The sequence below is a fragment of the Dietzia aurantiaca genome (assembly GCF_021033825.1).
Lineage (GTDB): Bacteria > Actinomycetota > Actinomycetes > Mycobacteriales > Mycobacteriaceae > Dietzia > Dietzia aurantiaca.
This window is the reverse complement of sequence record NZ_JAIFXZ010000002.1, coordinates 250,737-267,584: the sequence shown is the minus strand read 5'-3', so window position 1 is coordinate 267,584 and position 16,848 is coordinate 250,737. Positions and strand designations below refer to the sequence as shown.

General features: G+C 70.2%; 17 protein-coding genes. 1 reads left to right on the top strand and 16 read right to left on the bottom strand.

Annotated features, from left to right (window positions below; translation table 11 throughout):
- The first annotated feature begins 38 nt into the window (after nt 1–38).
- The gene (gene pgl, locus K3888_RS03845) at nt 39–761 is read left to right on the top strand and encodes a 6-phosphogluconolactonase (RefSeq protein ID WP_230928900.1); all 723 of its coding nucleotides are present in this window, start codon (nt 39–41) and stop codon (nt 759–761) included.
- 129 nt (nt 762–890) lie between these two features.
- On the opposite strand, the gene secG is transcribed toward pgl, so the two are convergent.
- From secG to fmt, 16 genes are all read right to left on the bottom strand, one after another.
- Nucleotides 891–1,124, bottom strand: coding sequence for a preprotein translocase subunit SecG (secG, locus tag K3888_RS03840; protein ID WP_230928899.1), 234 nt, complete (start codon nt 1,122–1,124; stop codon nt 891–893).
- Nucleotides 1,125–1,250: 126 nt separating this feature from the next.
- Complete coding sequence (tpiA, locus tag K3888_RS03835; protein ID WP_230928898.1) at nt 1,251–2,036, bottom strand: triose-phosphate isomerase; 786 nt, start codon at nt 2,034–2,036, stop codon at nt 1,251–1,253.
- Between the two features lie 27 nt (nt 2,037–2,063).
- Complete coding sequence (locus K3888_RS03830) at nt 2,064–3,281, bottom strand: phosphoglycerate kinase (protein ID WP_230928897.1); 1,218 nt, start codon at nt 3,279–3,281, stop codon at nt 2,064–2,066.
- Nucleotides 3,282–3,418: 137 nt separating this feature from the next.
- Entirely contained in the window at nt 3,419–4,435 is a 1,017-nt protein-coding gene (gap, locus tag K3888_RS03825; RefSeq protein ID WP_230928896.1) for a type I glyceraldehyde-3-phosphate dehydrogenase, read from the bottom strand.
- A gap of 119 nt (nt 4,436–4,554) precedes the next feature.
- Nucleotides 4,555–5,538, bottom strand: coding sequence for a DNA-binding protein WhiA (gene whiA, locus K3888_RS03820; RefSeq protein ID WP_230928895.1), 984 nt, complete (start codon nt 5,536–5,538; stop codon nt 4,555–4,557).
- A 23-nt stretch (nt 5,539–5,561) separates the two neighbouring features.
- Complete coding sequence (locus K3888_RS03815) at nt 5,562–6,551, bottom strand: gluconeogenesis factor YvcK family protein (protein WP_230928894.1); 990 nt, start codon at nt 6,549–6,551, stop codon at nt 5,562–5,564.
- A gap of 7 nt (nt 6,552–6,558) precedes the next feature.
- Nucleotides 6,559–7,446: an RNase adapter RapZ gene (rapZ, locus tag K3888_RS03810; protein WP_230928893.1), complete on the bottom strand. Its 888-nt coding sequence runs from the start codon at nt 7,444–7,446 to the stop codon at nt 6,559–6,561.
- Complete coding sequence (gene uvrC / locus K3888_RS03805) at nt 7,436–9,517, bottom strand: excinuclease ABC subunit UvrC (RefSeq protein ID WP_230928892.1); 2,082 nt, start codon at nt 9,515–9,517, stop codon at nt 7,436–7,438. The genes rapZ and uvrC overlap by 11 nt, the downstream gene beginning before the upstream one ends.
- A 6-nt stretch (nt 9,518–9,523) precedes the next feature.
- Nucleotides 9,524–10,075: a PH domain-containing protein gene (locus K3888_RS03800; protein WP_230928891.1), complete on the bottom strand. Its 552-nt coding sequence runs from the start codon at nt 10,073–10,075 to the stop codon at nt 9,524–9,526.
- Complete coding sequence (gene ribH, locus K3888_RS03795; protein ID WP_230928890.1) at nt 10,072–10,548, bottom strand: 6,7-dimethyl-8-ribityllumazine synthase; 477 nt, start codon at nt 10,546–10,548, stop codon at nt 10,072–10,074. Before ribH ends, K3888_RS03800 begins: the two co-directional genes overlap by 4 nt.
- Nucleotides 10,545–11,825, bottom strand: a complete 1,281-nt coding sequence (locus K3888_RS03790) for a bifunctional 3,4-dihydroxy-2-butanone-4-phosphate synthase/GTP cyclohydrolase II (protein ID WP_230928889.1) — start codon at nt 11,823–11,825, stop codon at nt 10,545–10,547. The genes ribH and K3888_RS03790 overlap by 4 nt, the downstream gene beginning before the upstream one ends.
- 75 nt (nt 11,826–11,900) lie before the next feature.
- Nucleotides 11,901–12,524 (bottom strand): riboflavin synthase, encoded by a 624-nt coding sequence (locus K3888_RS03785; protein ID WP_230928888.1) that lies wholly within the window; start codon nt 12,522–12,524, stop codon nt 11,901–11,903.
- On the bottom strand, nt 12,524–13,603 hold the full coding sequence (gene ribD / locus K3888_RS03780; protein ID WP_230928887.1) for a bifunctional diaminohydroxyphosphoribosylaminopyrimidine deaminase/5-amino-6-(5-phosphoribosylamino)uracil reductase RibD: 1,080 nt from the start codon (nt 13,601–13,603) through the stop codon (nt 12,524–12,526). Before ribD ends, K3888_RS03785 begins: the two co-directional genes overlap by 1 nt.
- Before the next feature lie 2 nt (nt 13,604–13,605).
- A complete protein-coding gene (gene rpe, locus K3888_RS03775) occupies nt 13,606–14,274 on the bottom strand; it encodes a ribulose-phosphate 3-epimerase (protein WP_230928886.1) in 669 nt (222 codons plus the stop codon).
- A gap of 99 nt (nt 14,275–14,373) precedes the next feature.
- On the bottom strand, nt 14,374–15,897 hold the full coding sequence (locus K3888_RS03770; protein WP_269074743.1) for an RsmB/NOP family class I SAM-dependent RNA methyltransferase: 1,524 nt from the start codon (nt 15,895–15,897) through the stop codon (nt 14,374–14,376).
- A complete protein-coding gene (gene fmt, locus K3888_RS03765) occupies nt 15,894–16,847 on the bottom strand; it encodes a methionyl-tRNA formyltransferase (RefSeq protein WP_230928885.1) in 954 nt (317 codons plus the stop codon). Before fmt ends, K3888_RS03770 begins: the two co-directional genes overlap by 4 nt.
- Nucleotide 16,848: the final 1 nt, after the last annotated feature.

The window sequence follows — 16,848 nt, the reverse complement described above, 5'->3', positions numbered from 1 at the left end:
GGGCAGTACGCCGAATCACGCCCACGACAGGAGCACCGATGTCAGACATCCGCCATCTCGTCCATCCGGACATCGACAGCCTCGCCGCCGCCGCGGCGCAGGCCGTCACCGGCCATCTCAACGAGCAAATCGCCGCCACCGGTCAGGCTGTCCTGTCGCTGACCGGTGGGAGCGCGGGCGTCAAGACCGCAGCGGCGCTGGCCGACGCGGACATCGAGTGGGAGCGGGTCACCATCTACTTCGGTGACGAGCGATTCGTTCCCGCTGACGACCCCGAGCGTAACGACGGCCAGATCGACGACGTCCTTCTCGATGTCTTGGGCGGACGGCCCACGGTGCACCGCTGGCCCGCACGCGGCGCGGAGCACGACGATGTCGATGCCGCGGCGAGCGCGTTCCGCGCCGCACACCCCATGCCCGCCGGGGACGAGACGCTGTTCGATGTGACGCTTCTCGGGATGGGGCCCGAGGGACACATTGACTCGATCTTCCCCCACACCCCGGCGGTCGCGGAGAGCGAGCAACTGGTGGTGGGCGTGCGCGACTGTCCCAAGCCGCCGCCGGAACGGCTCACGTTCACCCTTCCCGCCGTTTGCCGGTCGCGGCACGTGATCGTGGTGGCCACCGGAGACGGCAAGGCCGAAGCGGTCGCCCGCGGCATCGAGGGCGCGGATCCGGTGGACTGGCCGGTCGCGGGAGCGCGGGGCGTCGTTACCACGACGTACCACCTGGACGGGCCGGCTGCGTCGATGCTGTCGTGAGCGGGACCCGCCTCACGCGGGAGTGCAGGAAATGACGAACGGGGTGCGTGACCTTCCGATCACGGAAGGAGACGCACCCCGTTCGTTTGCGCGGGCAACCGCGCGCGGTGTGTGTCGGTGACCGGGAGGTCAGCCGAACCGAACCACGAGCCCCATCGCGATGATGCCGATCAGCCAGAGGACGGCCACGATCACGGTGACACGGTCGAGGTTCCGCTCCACGACGCTCGATCCGGACAGGCTCGACTGGACACCGCCGCCGAAGAGCGAGGACAGACCGCCACCCTTGCCGCGATGCAGCAGGATGAACAGCATCAACAGCAAGCTGGAGATGATGAGGAAGAGGTCCAGGGCGAGCTTCATGTAGAGATCGTGCCTCACGTCAGGTCGGGCGGTCAGATAGCGACCGCTCCAGACTACCCGGTCGGATGTTCATGGCGAATCCCGGCGCGCCCGGGCCCGAGGGCCGGACGCGCCGGGAAGGATGTATCAGGGCAGCGGGCCGCCGGCGGCGATCGCCGAGAGCTGCGCGAACTCATCCGGCTTGAGGGACGCGCCGCCGACGAGGCCGCCGTCGACGTCCGCCTGCTCGAGCAGTTCGCCGACATTCGAGGCGTTGACGCTTCCCCCGTACAGAACGCGCACCTTCTCAGCGATCTCGTTGTCCGCGAGCTCGGCCAGTGCGGCGCGGATCGCGGCGCACACCTCCTGGGCGTCCGCAGCCGAGGCGGTCTTTCCGGTGCCGATTGCCCAGACCGGCTCATAGGCGATCACGGTGCCGGCGAGCTGCTCCCTGGAGAGGCCTGCGAGCGATCCCCTGAGCTGGTCGACCACGTACGAGACGTGCTGACCGGCCTCGCGGACGTCCAGCTTCTCGCCGACGCACACGATCGGCGTCAGACCGTGCTTGTGGCTGGCCGCGGCCTTGGCGGCGACGAGCTCATCGGACTCCGCGTGGTAGTCGCGACGCTCGGAGTGCCCGACCACGACGTAGGTGCAACCGAGCTTGGCGAGCATCGCCGCCGAGACCTCGCCGGTGTACGCCCCGGATTCATGGACCGACACGTCCTGCGCGCCGTAGGCGAAACCGAGCTTGTCGCCCTCGATCACGATCTGGACGCCGCGGATATCGGTGAAGGGCGGGATGAATGCCACATCCACCTTCTCGAGGTACTTCTCGGGCAGCGCGAAGGCGACCTTCTGCACGAGGGCGATGGCCTCGAGATGATTGAGGTTCATCTTCCAGTTGCCGGCGATGAGCGGGGTGCGTGCCATGTTCTCTCCTGTTGTCGACGGTCGGTGTCAGTTGCCGCGCTCGAGCGCGGTGACCCCGGGGAGTTCCTTGCCCTCGAGGTACTCCAGCGAGGCGCCGCCACCAGTGGAGATGTGGGAGAAGTTCTCCTCCCCCAGGCCGAGGGTGCGGACCGCCGCCGCGGAATCGCCCCCGCCGACGACCGAGAACGCGCCGTTCCTGGTGGCCTCGATGATGGACTCGGCGACGCCGCGGGTGCCGGCGGAGAACGCCTCGAACTCGAACACGCCCATGGGGCCGTTCCAGAACACGGTCTTGGCGACGGAGAGCTTCTCCGCGAAGGCGGTGACCGACTCGGGTCCGATGTCCAGGCCCATCTTGCCGTCCGGAATCGCGTCGGCGGGCACGGTGGTGTGCGGTGCATCGGCGGCGAACCCGTCAGCGGCCACGACGTCCACGGGCAGGCTGATCACGTCCCCGAACTTGGCGAGCAGGTCCTTGCAGGTGTCGATCATCTCCTCCTGGAGAAGTGATGAACCCACTCCGTGGCCCTGCGCCGCGAGGAAGGTGAAGCACATGCCGCCACCGATGACGAGCGTGTCGACCTTCGGGGCGAGTGCTTCGATGACGGCCAGCTTGTCGGAGACCTTCGAGCCACCCAGCACGACGGCATAGGGGTGCTGGGGATCGCCCGTCAGGTCGGCCAGGACCTCGACCTCGCTCTGGACCAGATCGCCCGCGTAGGCCGGGAGCAGCTTGGCGACGTCGTAGACGGAGGCCTGGGCGCGATGGACCACACCGAAGCCGTTGGAGACGAACGCCCCGTCCTCGCCGACGAGCTCGGCCAACTCGGCCGCGAACGCGGCGCGCTCCGACTCGTCCTTGCTCGTCTCGCGGGGGTCGAAGCGGACGTTCTCGACGAGCAGCACATCCCCGTCGGTCAGCCCGTTCGCACGCTCGCGGGCGTCGGCGCCCACCACGTCACCCGCGAGCTGCACGTACCGTCCCAGTTCGTCTCCGAGCTTCTCGGCGACCGGCGCCAGCGAGAACTCGGGATCCGCCTGGCCCCCGGGGCGTCCGAGGTGAGCGGTGATCACCAGGGCGGCGCCGCCGTCCAGCAGTGCGTTGAGTGTGGGCAGCGAGGCCGTGATGCGTCCGGCGTCGGTGATGGTGTTGCCGTCGAGCGGGACGTTGAGGTCGCAGCGGACGAGGATCTTGCGACCCTCGACGCCGGCCTCGAGCAGGTCCTTGAGCGTGCTCACTGCCATGGGGTGGACTCCTCCGGGAGGTGCTGTGTGGTGGTGGGTGGTGGGTGATGCCGGACCGGGCCCGGCCGGAACGCTGTGGACGTCCCGGGGCCGGGCCCGGTGGTGGTGCTCGTGGCTCTTCGTGGTCTTCCGACCCGTCAGAGTGACTTGCCGACGAGGCCGATGAGGTCGGCGAGGCGGTTGGAGTAACCCCACTCGTTGTCGTACCAGGAGGCGATCTTGACCTGGCCGTCGATCGCCTTGGTGAGCGGCGCGTCGAAGATCGACGAGTGCGGATCGGTGACGATGTCCGAGGAGACGATCGGGTCCTCGGTGTACTTGAGTATGCCCTTCATCGGACCCTCGGCGGCAGCCTTGACGGCGGCGTTGACCTCGTCGACCGAGGCCTTCTTCTCGAGCTCGACCGTGAGGTCGGTGAGCGAGCCGGTGGGCAGGGGGACGCGCACGGCGTAGCCGTCGAACTTGCCCTTGAGCTCGGGAAGGACCAGTGCGACGGCCTTCGCGGCACCGGTGGAGGTGGGCACCATGTTCAGTGCAGCGGCGCGGGCACGACGGGGGTCCTTGTGCGGGGCGTCCAGCAGGTTCTGGTCGGCCGTGTACGCGTGGACGGTGGTCATCAGGCCCTTGATGATGCCGAACTCGTCAGACAGGACCTTGGCCACCGGGGCGAGGCAGTTCGTGGTGCAGGAGGCGTTGGAGATGATGGTCTGCGAGCCGTCGTACTGGTCGTCGTTGACGCCCATGACCACGGTGAGGTCCTCGCCGGAGGCGGGGGCCGAGATGATGACCTTCTTGGCGCCACCCTCGAGGTGGCCGCGGGCCTTCTCGGCGTCGGTGAAGATGCCGGTCGACTCGACGACGACGTCGACACCGTAGTCGCCCCACGGCACGGAGGCGGGTCCCTCCTTGACGGCCAGGGCGCCGATCTTCGTACCACCAACGGTCAGCGACGAGTCGTCGAAGGTGACGTCCTTGCCGAGACGACCGAGCGTCGAGTCGTACTTGAGGAGGTGAGCGAGCATGTCGTTCGTGGTCAGGTCGTTGACGGCCACGATCTCGATGTCCGTCTTGCCTTCGGCCTTGAGAGCCTCCACCGCGCGGTAGAAGTTGCGGCCGATACGTCCGAATCCGTTGATGCCTACGCGCACGGTCACTTCGATGTCTCCTTATTGGTGGTGCGAGAACGCTGGACGTCACCGGGGCCGGGTACAGCCCGGGGACGTGATCCAGACTACCCGCCGCCGTCCGGCGCTGTGCAGGGTCCTACCGGCGGTCAGGCGTCGTCGAGCATGTCCTCGGTGACGACGGACTCGGTGTCCGGGATACCGAGTTCGGATGCCTTGCGGTCCGCCATGGACAACAGGCGCCGGATCCGGCCCGCGACGGCGTCCTTGGTCATCGGCGGGTCGGCGAGCTGACCGAGTTCCTCGAGCGAGGACTGCCGGTGCTGAACCCGGAGTTCGCCGGCGGCCAGCAGGTGATCCGGGACGTCCTCGCCGAGGATCTCCAATGCCCGCTGGACACGGGCGGCCGCCGCGACGGCGGCGCGCGCCGAGCGACGCAGGTTCGCGTCGTCGAAGTTGGCGAGCCGGTTGGCGGTCGCACGCACCTCGCCGCGGGAGCGGCGCTCCTCCCAGACTTCCCGGGTGGCCGTGGCGCCCATCCGGGCGAGCAGGATCCCGATCGCCTCGCCGTCGCGGATCACCACGCGGTCGCCCCCGCGGACCTCGCGGGCCTTGGCCGTCACGCCGAGTCGGCGCGCGGCGCCGACCAGGGCCATCGCCGCCTCGGAACCAGGTGCCGTCACCTCGAGGGCGGACGACCGGCCGGGCTTGGTGAGTGAACCGTGGGCGAGGAACGCGCCCCGCCATGCGGCCTCGGCCGCGGTGACGGGGCCGCCCACGACGGCGGCCGGCAGGCCGCGGACCCCGCGCCCGGCACCGTCGACCAGTCCGAGCTGGCGGGCGAGGTCGGCGCCGCGGTCGATCACCCGGATGACGAACTTCCGCGCGGCCCTGCCACCGGATCCCCCGATCGGGTGAATCTCGCAGGAGACGCCGAAAAGGGAGTCGAGCTCGGCGGCCAGGCGGTCGGCGATGTCGCCGGAGTCGACCTCCGATTCGATCACCAGGCGGCCCGACAGGACCTGCAGGGTTCCCGCGAACCTCAGGATGGCGGCGACCTCCGCCTTCCTGGTCTCCGAGCTCCCCACCGGGACCCTCACCAGTTCGGACTTGACCTGCGCGGTCAGCGACACTCCCTGCTCCTTCATTCTTGTGTTCACTCGCCCGCAGGTGCGGACGTCGAGGCGGCCAGCACGGAGGCCAGCAGTACCGGGTCGTGGACGGCCATCATGGTCCCATCCGCCCGGGTCCGCGCGATCTCCGCGGTCACGACCCGGGCCCCCAGTCCTGCGGCGGCGCGTTCGAGGTGCTCACGTTCGGTCGCGCTCAGCGGCATCCGGGGGTCGACCAGGACCGAGTCGAAGTCGATGTCGGGCGCATGCTGGCGCAGGACGTGCAGGTGCTGCTCGGCGGAGAAACCCGCCGTCTCCCCCGGCTGCGGTGCGAGGTTGAGGACGAGCACCTTGGTCGCGGACGTGCGGGCCAGTGCCTCGGCGATCTCCCGGATCAGGACGTTGGGGATCACGCTGGTGAACCAGGAGCCTGGCCCGAGTACGACCAGATCGGCGGTGTCGATCGCCTCCACCACACCGGCGGCGGCGGGCGGGTCGGGTGGGATGAGCCGCACCCGGCGCACACTCCCCGGCGTGGTGGCCACCGCGACCTGTCCGATGATCGTCCGCACGACGCGCGGATCGGCCTCGAGTCCCACCACCTCCGCGGCGATGTCCAGCGCCACCGGTGACATCGGCAGGACGCGGCCGTCCACACCGAGAATCGACCGCACCGCGTCCAGAGCCTCTATCGGATCACCGAGAAGCTCCCACAGGCCCGCGAACACCAGGTTGCCGACGGCGTGTCCGGCGAGCGCACCGGTGCCCCCGTACCGGTGCTGGAACAGGCGGGTCAGACGGTCGTGTTCGTCGTCTTCCCTGGCCAGGGCGCAGAGTGCCATCCGCAGGTCGCCGGGGGGCAGGATCCCGAGCTCACGTCGTAGCCGCCCCGAGGATCCACCGTCATCCGCGACGGTGACCACCGCGGTGACGTCGTCGGCGACGAGCCGCGCCGCCCGGAGGGTGGCGGACAGTCCGTGTCCCCCGCCCAGTGCGACCAGCGATGAGACCCGTGAGGTGCTGCCTTCGGTCATGACCGACTCATTCCCGACCGAGGTCGCGGTGGCGCACGTGGACCTCGACCGCGTCCAGTGCGCTCAGGCGTCCGGCCAGCGACTCGGAGATCGCGACGCTCCGGTGCTTGCCGCCGGTGCAGCCGACGGCGATCGTCATGTACCGCTTGCCCTCGCGCCGGTAGCCCTTCATGGCCAGGCGGATCATGGTCTCGGCCGATCGCAGGTATTCCTCGATCGACTCGTCGGCCAGCACATAGTCCTGCACCGGTTTGTCGCGCCCGGTGTGCGGCTGCAGCTCGGGGATCCAGTGCGGGTTGGGCAGGAAGCGCATGTCGAGCAGCATGTCGACGTCCACCGGGACGCCGTATTTGAAGCCGAAGGACTCGACGGTGAGGTGGAAGTCGAACCCGAGGTCGCCGAAGGGCGTCTCCAGCCGGTGTCGTAGGTCGTGGACGCTGAGGGAGGAGGTGTCGACGACGACGTCGGCCCGGCCCCGCAGCCCCTCGAGGATCCGTCGTTCACGCACGATCCCGTCCACGAGCCCGCCGCCGGACTGCAGCGGGTGGGAGCGGCGGACGTTGTTGAAGCGGCTGACCAACGCCTCGTCAGAGGCCTCGAGGAACAGGATGCGGCCGCCCGCGGAACCGTCGAAGTGGCCCAGCAGGTCGTCGAGGTGCTCGTCGAAACCGATGCTGCGGGTGTCGACCACCATGGCAAGACGCTGCGGGCCGGTCTCGGATTCGCTGATCCGCTCCAGAAAGTCGCTCATGAACGACAACGGCAGGTTGTCCACCACGTACCAGCCGAACTCCTCGAGAACCTTGGAGGCCGTGCCCTTACCGGCTCCGGACATCCCGCTGATCAGGAGTAGTTCGCGTTTGTCCCCGCCGTCGACCATCGTGTCACCTCGCATCGTCTGTGCCGTTCTGATCGGTCCCGCCCTCGCTCTGTGCGGTCGAGTCTGTCACGCTGGCGGCGGCCGTGTCCGTGTCCCGGGCATCGGCGCCGAGCACCGAGCGTATGGCGGCCGCGACGCCGGGGCCGATCCCGGGTACCGCGCACAATTGCTCGGTCGAGGCCTTCCGCAACGCCGAGACGGTGGGGAACGCCTCCGTCAGAGCTGCACGGCGTGAGGGGCCCAGACCGGGGACGTCGTCGAGCACGGAGGCGGTCATCCGCTTCGATCGTGCGCCGCGGTGCGCCCGGATCGCGAAGCGGTGCGCCTCGTCCCGGAGTCGCTGCAGGAGGAACAGGCCCTCACCGTGTCGGGGGAAGATCACTGGGTATTCCTCTCCGGGGAGCCAGATCTCCTCGAGGCGCTTGGCGATTCCGATCACCGGTACGTCGTTGACCCCGAGTTCTGACAGCACCTCGGCGGCGGCTTCGACCTGGGGCCGCCCGCCGTCGACGACGTACAGCTGCGGTGGGTAGGCGAACCTCCGCGCCGGGGTCGCTCTCGCATCGGGGTCCGACTCGTCGTCGACCGGGCCGTCGGTCTCGTCGGGGGTGAGAGCGGGGTCCTCGTGGTGACGGCGGAACCGTCGCCGGGTCACCTCCGCGATGCTGCCGACGTCATCCGACCGGCCGTCGCCGGCGGCCTCTCGGATCCGGTAGAGCCGGTAGTCGCTCTTCCTCGCCATGCCGTCCTCGAACACCACCAGCGAGGCCATCACGTCGGTTCCCTGGATGTGCGAGATGTCCACACACTCGATCCGTAGCGGTGCGGAATCGAGCTCGAGAGTCTCCTGGATCTCCTGCAGCGCGGCGGAGCGGGCCGTGAGGTCCCCGCTCCGGCGGAGCTTGTGCTGGGTGAGCGCTTCGACGGCGTTGCGATGGACCGTCTCGGCGAGGGCACGCTTGTCCCCGCGCTGCGGGATCCGCAGTGACACCCGTGAGCCCCGCAGACCCGACAACCAGTCGGTCAGCTCGTCCGAATCCTCTGGCAACGCCGGAACGAGTACCTCGCGGGGTACGGCCGCGGCGATATCACCGGACTCGGCGGCCTCGGCGAGATCCGCCTCGCCGCCGTAGAACTGCGCGAGGTAGTCGGAGACGACACCCGGGACGGCCTTCTGTGCGTCGAAATGCCCCTCGTCGTCGACACCATGGGAGTGTTCGACGACCCAGCCGCGCTGGCCACGGATTCGTCCCCCGCGGACGTGGAACACCTGAACCGAGACCTGGAGCTCGTCTGCCTCCACGCCCACCACATCCGCATCGGTACCGTCACCGAGGACGACAGCCTGCTTCTCCATCGCACGTCTCATCGCCCCGAGGTCGTCGCGCAGGCGGGCGGCCCGCTCGAAATCCAGATCCGCGGAGGCTTCGAGCATCTGCTTCTCGATCCGACGCATGATCGCGTCGGTCCGGCCGGCCAGGAAGTCGATCAGTTCGTTGACGATCTCCCGGTGCTCGTCCGGGGTCACCCGGCCGATGCAGGGGGCCGCACACTTGTCGATGTACCCGAGCAGGCAGGGCCGTCCGAGCTGTGCCTGACGCTTGTACACCCCCGCCGAACACGACCGCACCGGAAAGACCCGCTGCAGGGTGTCGAGGGTGTCGCGGATCGCCCAGGCGTGGGAGTAGGGCCCGAAGTAGCGGGTGCCGGGACGGCGCGGGCCGCGGTAGACGTAGGCCCTCGGAACCTCCTCGCCCACGGTCACGGCGAGCATCGGGTACGTCTTGTCGTCGCGGTAACGGACGTTGAACCGCGGGTCATACTTCTTGATCCAGGTGTACTCGAGCTGGAGCGCCTCTACCTCTGTTGAGACGACCGTCCACTGGACGCCGGCCGCCGAGGTCACCATCTGCCGGGTCCGTGGATGCAGCAGCGTCAGGTCGGCGAAGTACGAGCCGAGTCGACTGCGGAGGTTCTTGGCCTTGCCCACATAGATGACACGACCGTGCTCGTCACGGAACCGGTAGACCCCCGGCTCCGTGGGGATGGAACCGGGGGCCGGACGGTAGCTGCGCGGGTCGGCCACTGCGGATCAGCGGTCTGCGACGGTCTCGGGGTCGGCCGCGGACGGCTTGTGCACGTGGACGACCTCGCGGAGGCGGGACATGGCCGTCACCCCGTCAGCGCCGTCAAAGGTCTGGATCGCCCAGATCCCCACGTGCTCGTAGGCCGGCAGCTCGAGCCGCGGCCAGTAGCTCGAGCGGGGGAAGGTGAGCCCGACGACGTCCTCCCACGGCCACAGACGCGAACGCAACGGGCCGGTGATCTCGACGCCGGGAGCGCCGGCACGGACACGGATGCGGAGCAGGGTGAGCAGCACCCCGGCGAAGATGAACCCGGTCACCACGAACGCGAGCTGGTCCGGAACGCCGACCGTCACACCGGTGTCGCCCCGGACGAGGATGATCGCCCAGATGACGTGGACGATGACGACCACGACGGCGAGCCCGACGACGATCTGGCGCATACGCGCTGGGCGGTGGTCGAATTCCCAGATGTCGGCCGCGCTGGCCGCGGCGGCGGCACGCGCGCCCGGCGCGGAGCCGGAGCCCGCGGCGTCTCCGCCCATGGACTGTCCGCTCATCGTCCGCTCCTGAGGTCCCGGAGCACGACGGCGGAGCCGAGCGCCGCGGCGACGGCCTCTCCACCCTTGTCCTCGACGGCGCCCTCGTGACCATCACGATCGCGGGCCTGCTGTTCGGTGTCGGTCGTGAGCACGCCGTGGGCCACCGGGGTGGACTCGTCGAGCGCGATGCGGGTGAGCCCGTCCGTCACGGACCCGCAGACATAGTCGAAGTGCGGGGTCTCGCCCCGGATGACGACGCCGAGCGCCACGACGGCATCATGTGTCCGGGCGAGCTCCTGGGCCACCACCGGCAGCTCCACCGCGCCGGTCACTCGGGCCACGGTCACCGCGGCCCCCGCAGAGCCCGCCACGTCCAGTGCCCGATCGAGCAGCTGTGTGCAGATCTCGTCGTGCCAGGTCGCGGCGACGATACCGAGCCGCAGTCCCTGAGCGTCGGGGATCACCAGCTCAGGCCTACCGCTGCCGCTCATCGCAGATCCTCTCCGTCGTGGTCGGTTCCGGGTGCATCGGTCGGGGTCTCGTCGATCTCGTCGTCGAGTCCCTCGAGCAGATGCCCCATGCGGTCGCGTTTGGTGCGCAGGTAGCGAAGGTTCTCCGGCGTGACCGCCGTGGGCGTCGGAACCCGCTCGACGACCTCCACGCCGCCGTCGCGGAGTGCGTCGGCCTTCGCCGGATTGTTGGTCATCAGGCGCACCCGGCTGACACCGAGGTTACGCAATATCTGGGCGGCGAGGCTGAAGTCGCGGGCGTCGGCCGGCAGACCGAGATCGAGGTTCGCGTCGACCGTGTCGCGGCCCTCGTCCTGCAATTGGTAGGCGCGGAGCTTCTGGACCAGGCCGATCCCCCGGCCCTCGTGACCGCGCATATAGAGCACCACTCCCCTGCCCTCTTCGCAGACCGCGGCCACCGCGGCGTCGAGCTGGGGGCCGCAATCGCAGCGCAGTGAGTGGAAGACGTCCCCGGTGAGACATTCGGAGTGGATCCGCACGGACACCGGTTCGTCGCCCGTGATGTCGCCGGCCACCATCGCCACGTGCTCGACACCGTCGAGGACGTCGCGGTACCCGTGCGCGGTCATGGTGCCGGACGGGGTCGGGATGCGGGCGGCGGCCTCGTGCACGATCTGGATCTCGTGCGCCCGGCGCCACGCCTGGAGCGCCTCGATGGTGATCAGCGCGAACCCGTGTTCATCGGCGAACCGTCGGAGCTCGGGGGTGCGGGCCATGGTCGTGGGATCGTCCTCGGACACGAGTTCGCAGATCACGCCGGCCGGGCGCAGCCCGGCGAGCCGCGCCAGGTCCACGGCGGCCTCCGTGTGGCCCGGGCGGGTGAGCACACCGCCGGGCCGGGCGCGCAGCGGGACCACGTGGCCGGGCCGGGTGAAATCCCCCGGCACGGTCTCGCCCGACGCGAGCAGCCGTGAGGTGCGTGCACGGTCCGAGGCGGAGATACCGGTGGACACGCCTGTCCGGGCATCGACGGTCACCGTGTAGGCCGTGTCGTGACGATCCTCGTTGATGGCGCGCATGGGCGGCAGGTCGAGGCGCAGACAGTCCTCGGCCTCGAGCGCCACGCACACGTACCCGGACGAGTACCGGACGAGGAAGCCCATGAGCTCCGGGGTCGCGAGCTCGGCGGCGAAGATCAGGTCGCCCTCGTTCTCACGGTCCTCGCTGTCCACGACGACCACGGCCTTCCCCGCCGCGATGTCGGCGATGGCGCGATCTATGCCGTCGAAGATGGTCACTGCTTCGGGTGCTCCTGTGTCTGATCGTGTCCCGCGCGTCGGCCGCGGGCGCGGGCTCAAGTATGGCGCATCAGGTCAGCCGGCCCCGCCACCGCGTCCACCGAGCAGCCTCTCGACGTATTTGGCGAGCACGTCCACTTCCAGGTTCACCGTGTCTCCTGCGGCCAACGCCCCGAGGACGGTCGCCTCGAGCGTCGTCGGGATGAGGGACACCTCGAACCACGGCTCGGTAGCGCCGGCGTCACTGACCGCGGAGACGGTGAGCGAGGTCCCCGAGACCGTCATCGACCCCTTCTCCACCACGTACTTCGCGAGCGCGGCCGGCAGCGAGAAGCGGACGACCTGCCAGTGTTCGTGCTCGACCCGGCTGAGCAGCTCGCCGGTGCCGTCGACGTGCCCCTGCACGATGTGGCCACCGAACCGGGCGTCGGCGCGCATCGCCCGCTCGAGGTTGACCCTGTCGCCGGGGGCGAGCGTCCCGAGAGCGGTGCGGTCGAGGGTCTCCGCCATCACGTCGGCGTCGAAGGTCTCGCCGGGGGTGTGTTCGGTGACCGTGAGGCAGACACCGTTGACGGCGATCGAGTCGCCGTGCCCGGCATCCGAGGTCACGACCGGGCCCCGGATCCGCAGGCGTGCCGAGTCCCCCATCCGTTCGACGGATTCGAGCGTGCCCAGCTCCTCGACGATTCCGGTGAACATCAGCGGGGTCCTTCCGTCTGCGCGGCCGGTGATGCCGCGGTGTGTCGATCTGTGGTCATCCGTAGGTGCACGTCGACGCCCAGTGTCCTGGACTCGAGCACGGTGAAACGATGCGCCTCGAGGAGGGTGGTGACACCGGCCCCGGCCACCGCGCACAGCCCGTCGCCGAGGACGAGGGGCGCCAGGTACGCGTCCACCTCGTCGACCAGCCCGGCCGCGAGGAACGCCCCGGCCAGGTGCGGGCCCCCCTCGATCAGGACGTGCTGGACGTCACCGAGCATGTCCAGCGCCGCACCCGGGTCCCGCGTCGCCAGGTGGCGGAACCGCCCGTCGGTGCCGCGCACCCGGGCATCCCGGGGCACGTCCGTGAGCCCCATGACGGCGCGGAGTGGTTGCCGTGGGGCGGACGAGCCGTCGTCGAGGCGGGCGGTCAGTGCCGGGTCGTCGGTGCGGAGCGTCCCTGACCCGACGACGACGACGTCCATCTCCTGCCGTCGGGCATGTGCGTGTCGCCTGGCCTCGGGCCCGGTGATCCACATGCTGCTCCCGTCGGCCGCCGCCACTCTACCGTCGAGGCTGGCCGCGTACTTCCAGGTCACGAACGGCCGGCCCCGGGACTGCCGGTGGAGCCACGCCTTCAGTGGGCCCGACCGGGCGGCTGCCGTCTCGTCGTCGTCGACGCGTACGGCGTCGACTCCCGCCCGCCGCAACGTCTCCGCCCCGCCGGCCGCATCAGGCGTCGGATCCGGCACCGCATACACCACCCGTACGATCCCGTCCTCGATCGCCCGCGTCGTGCAGGGGCCGGTACGGCCGTGATGCGAGCAGGGTTCGAGCGTGACCACCAACGTCCCGCCCCGGGCCCGGGGCCCGGCTTCGTCGAGCGCCACGACCTCGGCGTGCCGGCCTCCCGCGGCCTCGGTCGCGCCGCGTCCGACGATCGCGCCGGCGGCGTCGAGCACCACGGCACCCACCGGGGGATTGGGCGTCGAGACCCCGAGCGCCGACCGCGACGCCGCCAGCGCTTCGGCGAGTGCCGCCCGCTCGCGTTCCCGGCCCGCGCCCGGGGATCCAGCCATGGTCACGCCCGGGCGCCCAGAGCCTCCGCGCGCAGGGTCTCGACCTTCGCGTCGGGGTCGGGCGCGCCGTAGACGGCCGATCCGGCGACGAAGACGTCGACTCCCGCCGCGGCGCTCTCACCGATCGTGGCGGAGTCGATCCCGCCGTCGATCTGGATCAGCACGTCGAGCCCACGACGATCGATCTCCGCACGCAGGGTGCGGACCTTGTCGAGCATCCCGGGCATGAACCTCTGGCCACCGAAGCCGGGCTCGACGCTCATCACGAGAACCAGGTCGACATGGTCGAGAAGCTCCAGGTAGGGCTCGACCGGGGTGCCCGGCTTGAGGGAGATCCCCGCCCTGCAGCCCCGTGCGTGCAGCAGCTCGGCCACGCCCGCGGGGTCGTCGGTCGCCTCCACGTGGAAGGTGACGTTGTACGCGCCGGCGTCCACGTAATCGCCGACCCAGCGGGCCGGGTCCTCGATCATGAGGTGGCAGTCCATCGGCTTGCCCGTGACCGCGCCGACCGCCTTGGCGACCGGCGCGCCGAAGGAGAGATTGGGGACGAAGTGGCCGTCCATCACGTCGACGTGGATCCAGTCGGCGGACGGGATCCGCTCGATCTCGCGGTCGAGACGGGCGAAGTCGGCGGACAGGATCGACGGCGCGATGAGCGGCTGGTACGACATGCCGTCCAGTCTAGGCCGCGCCTACGGCTGCTTCGATTCTCGCCCGCCGCCCGTGCCCGAAAGAGACGTTCGTGCTGTCGCTCAGCCGAACACCCCTGATCAGGCGACGCGGCGCAGCGCGGCCATGAACATCGCGTCCGTCCCGTGCCGGTGAGGCCAGAGCTGGGCCCACGGCCCGGTACCGAGACCCTCGATCGGCTCCACGCAGATCCCGGCCAGCACCTCCTGCACGTCGAGCGTCTCCACGTCCGCCCGCCGTCCCGCCTCGCGGACCACCGACACGGTCTCCGACAGGTGCGGCGAACACGTGGCGTACAGCACCACCCCGCCCGGCCGGACCAGATCCAACGCCGAGTCGAGGAGCGCGCGCTGCAGCGACACGAGCTCGGGAACGTCCCCCGCGGTCTTGCGCCAGCGCGCCTCGGGACGACGACGCAGAGCCCCCAGTCCCGAGCACGGTGCGTCCAGGAGCACGCGATCGAACCCCGGCTCGAGCCCCGGCTGCCGGCCATCTGCGGTGTGCACGGTGACCGGGAGATCCTTGGTCGCCTCACGCACCAGACCGGCACGGTGCTCGGACACCTCCACCGCGGTGAGTGAGGCGCCTTCGATCTCCGCCAGCGCCCCGAGCAGTACGGCTTTACCGCCCGGGCCCGCGCACAGGTCCAGCCAACGTCCACCGTCCTCGCCGAGGACCGGCGCCCCGGCGGCAGCCAGCGCGACGAGCTGGCTCCCCTCGTCCTGAACCGCGGCCATGCCCTCGCGGACGGCGTCGAGGGATCCCGGATCCCCGGAGTCCAGGTGCACGGCGTACGGAGACAGTCGCCCTTCCCGTCCGCCTGTCACCAGTGCCAGCTCCTCGCCGGTGATCGCGCCCGGGCGCGCGGCCAGATGAACCCTGGGCCTCGCGTCGTCCGCCGCCAAGAGTTCGGGAAGCTCGCCTGCCGCGGAACCGAGTGACTCGGCGAAGGCCCGGGCGATCCACTCCGGGTGCGCCGTGCCGATCGCCATCCGGGCGATCGGATCCGTCACCGCCTCCCGGAGGGTGTCGATCCACTCCTCGGTCGTGCGCGCCGCGATCTTGCGCAGGACGGCGTTGACGAATCCCCCCGCGCGGCCCAGCCCCTCGGTCCGCGCGGCTTCCACGGTCGTATCGACCGCCGCGTGGGCACCGATGCGGGTGAACAGCAACTGGTACGCACCGAGCCGGACCAGGTCCAACACGGGAGGGTCGATCTCGTCGACGGAACGGGATGCCGCGAGTGCGATGATGCGGTCGAGTAGGCCCTGCGCACGCAGGGTTCCGTAGGTGAGCTCCGTCGCGAGGGCGGCGTCCCTCGCGTCCAGCCGGGCCCGGCGCAGTCCGGCCGGGAGGGCGAGGTTCGCGTACGCGGACCGTTCCCGCACGGCGGTCATGACCGCCAGCGCAACCGACCGGGCGTCGGGGCGGGGCGCCTGCGGCTGCGGACGCTTGTTCTGGCCCGGACCCTGCGGACTCCGCCGCCCTTGCGCGCCGTCCCGGCGCGTTCCCTGACCACCGGCGCCGCCGCGTGGACGCTGTCCTGAGCCCTTGCCGCGGCCCCGACGCGACTGTCCCCGGCCGAGTGAATCGTCGGCGCTCATTCGAAGACCGTCCCGGACTCGAGCCTTGCACCGCGCACCCAGTCCAGCGCCTCCATCATCTTTTTGCCCGGAGGCTGCAACTTCTCGATGAGAATCGGGGCCGACGCCGTCCCCACGAGGAACGCTCGTTTGTCCCACCGGATACGTCCCGGTGCGAGTGAGGACTCAGACCCCATGGCCTCGAGCTCGGACTGATCGGCCGGGCGCGCGACCCCGATCTTGACTCGCTCGCCCCCCATGGTCGTCCACGCGCCCGGAGCCGGGGTCACGGAGCGGATCTGACGATCCACCGCGATGGCCGGATCCGTCCACCGCACGCGGGCGTCAGCGACGGTGATCTTCCCCGCGTAGGACGCGCCGTCCTGCGGTTGCGGCTCGGCGCGCAACCGCCCGGCCTCGATTCCGTCGAGGGTGGCCAACAACAACCCGGAGCCCGCATCGGCCAATCGGCCCAGGAGCTCCCCCGCCGTGTCGCGCGGCCGGATGGTCTCGGTCATGGTCCCCAGCACCGGCCCGGTGTCCATGCCCTCGTCGAGTCGGAAGGTCGTGGCACCGGTGACCTCATCCCCGGCCGCGATCGCGGCGTTCACGGGGGCAGCGCCCCGCCAGGCCGGCAGTAGGGAGAAATGGAGGTTGATCCACCCATGCGTGGGGATCTCGAGCACCGGCCGGGGCACGAGGTGGCCGTAGGCGACCACAGGTGCCGCATCCGGAGCCAGTTCTCGGAGACGCTCACCGAACTCGGGGTCGCGGGCACTGGGAGGTGTCAGGACGTCGATGCCCGCGGCATCCGCCGCCGCAGCGACGGGGCTGCGGGAAAGACCCCGTCCCCGCCCAGTCCTGGCGTCCGGCCGGGAAACCACCGCCACCACGTCGTGTGCATCGCTGTCCAACAGCGCCCTGAGCGAGGGGACCGCCACCTCCGGCGTCCCGGCAAAGACGAGCCGCATG

Coding starts and splice junctions, on each gene's coding strand:
- ribD (WP_230928887.1), bottom strand. CDS start 13,603: ATGGCTGGATCCCCGGGCGCGGGCCGGGAACGCGAGCGGGCGGCACTC.
- rpe (WP_230928886.1), bottom strand. CDS start 14,274: ATGTCGTACCAGCCGCTCATCGCGCCGTCGATCCTGTCCGCCGACTTC.
- K3888_RS03785 (WP_230928888.1), bottom strand. CDS start 12,524: ATGTTCACCGGAATCGTCGAGGAGCTGGGCACGCTCGAATCCGTCGAA.
- fmt (WP_230928885.1), bottom strand. CDS start 16,847: ATGCGGCTCGTCTTTGCCGGGACGCCGGAGGTGGCGGTCCCCTCGCTC.
- K3888_RS03770 (WP_269074743.1), bottom strand. CDS start 15,897: ATGAGCGCCGACGATTCACTCGGCCGGGGACAGTCGCGTCGGGGCCGC.
- pgl (WP_230928900.1), top strand. CDS start 39: ATGTCAGACATCCGCCATCTCGTCCATCCGGACATCGACAGCCTCGCC.
- secG (WP_230928899.1), bottom strand. CDS start 1,124: ATGAAGCTCGCCCTGGACCTCTTCCTCATCATCTCCAGCTTGCTGTTG.
- tpiA (WP_230928898.1), bottom strand. CDS start 2,036: ATGGCACGCACCCCGCTCATCGCCGGCAACTGGAAGATGAACCTCAAT.
- K3888_RS03815 (WP_230928894.1), bottom strand. CDS start 6,551: ATGACCGAAGGCAGCACCTCACGGGTCTCATCGCTGGTCGCACTGGGC.
- ribH (WP_230928890.1), bottom strand. CDS start 10,548: ATGAGCGGCAGCGGTAGGCCTGAGCTGGTGATCCCCGACGCTCAGGGA.
- rapZ (WP_230928893.1), bottom strand. CDS start 7,446: ATGCGAGGTGACACGATGGTCGACGGCGGGGACAAACGCGAACTACTC.
- K3888_RS03830 (WP_230928897.1), bottom strand. CDS start 3,281: ATGGCAGTGAGCACGCTCAAGGACCTGCTCGAGGCCGGCGTCGAGGGT.
- K3888_RS03800 (WP_230928891.1), bottom strand. CDS start 10,075: ATGAGCGGACAGTCCATGGGCGGAGACGCCGCGGGCTCCGGCTCCGCG.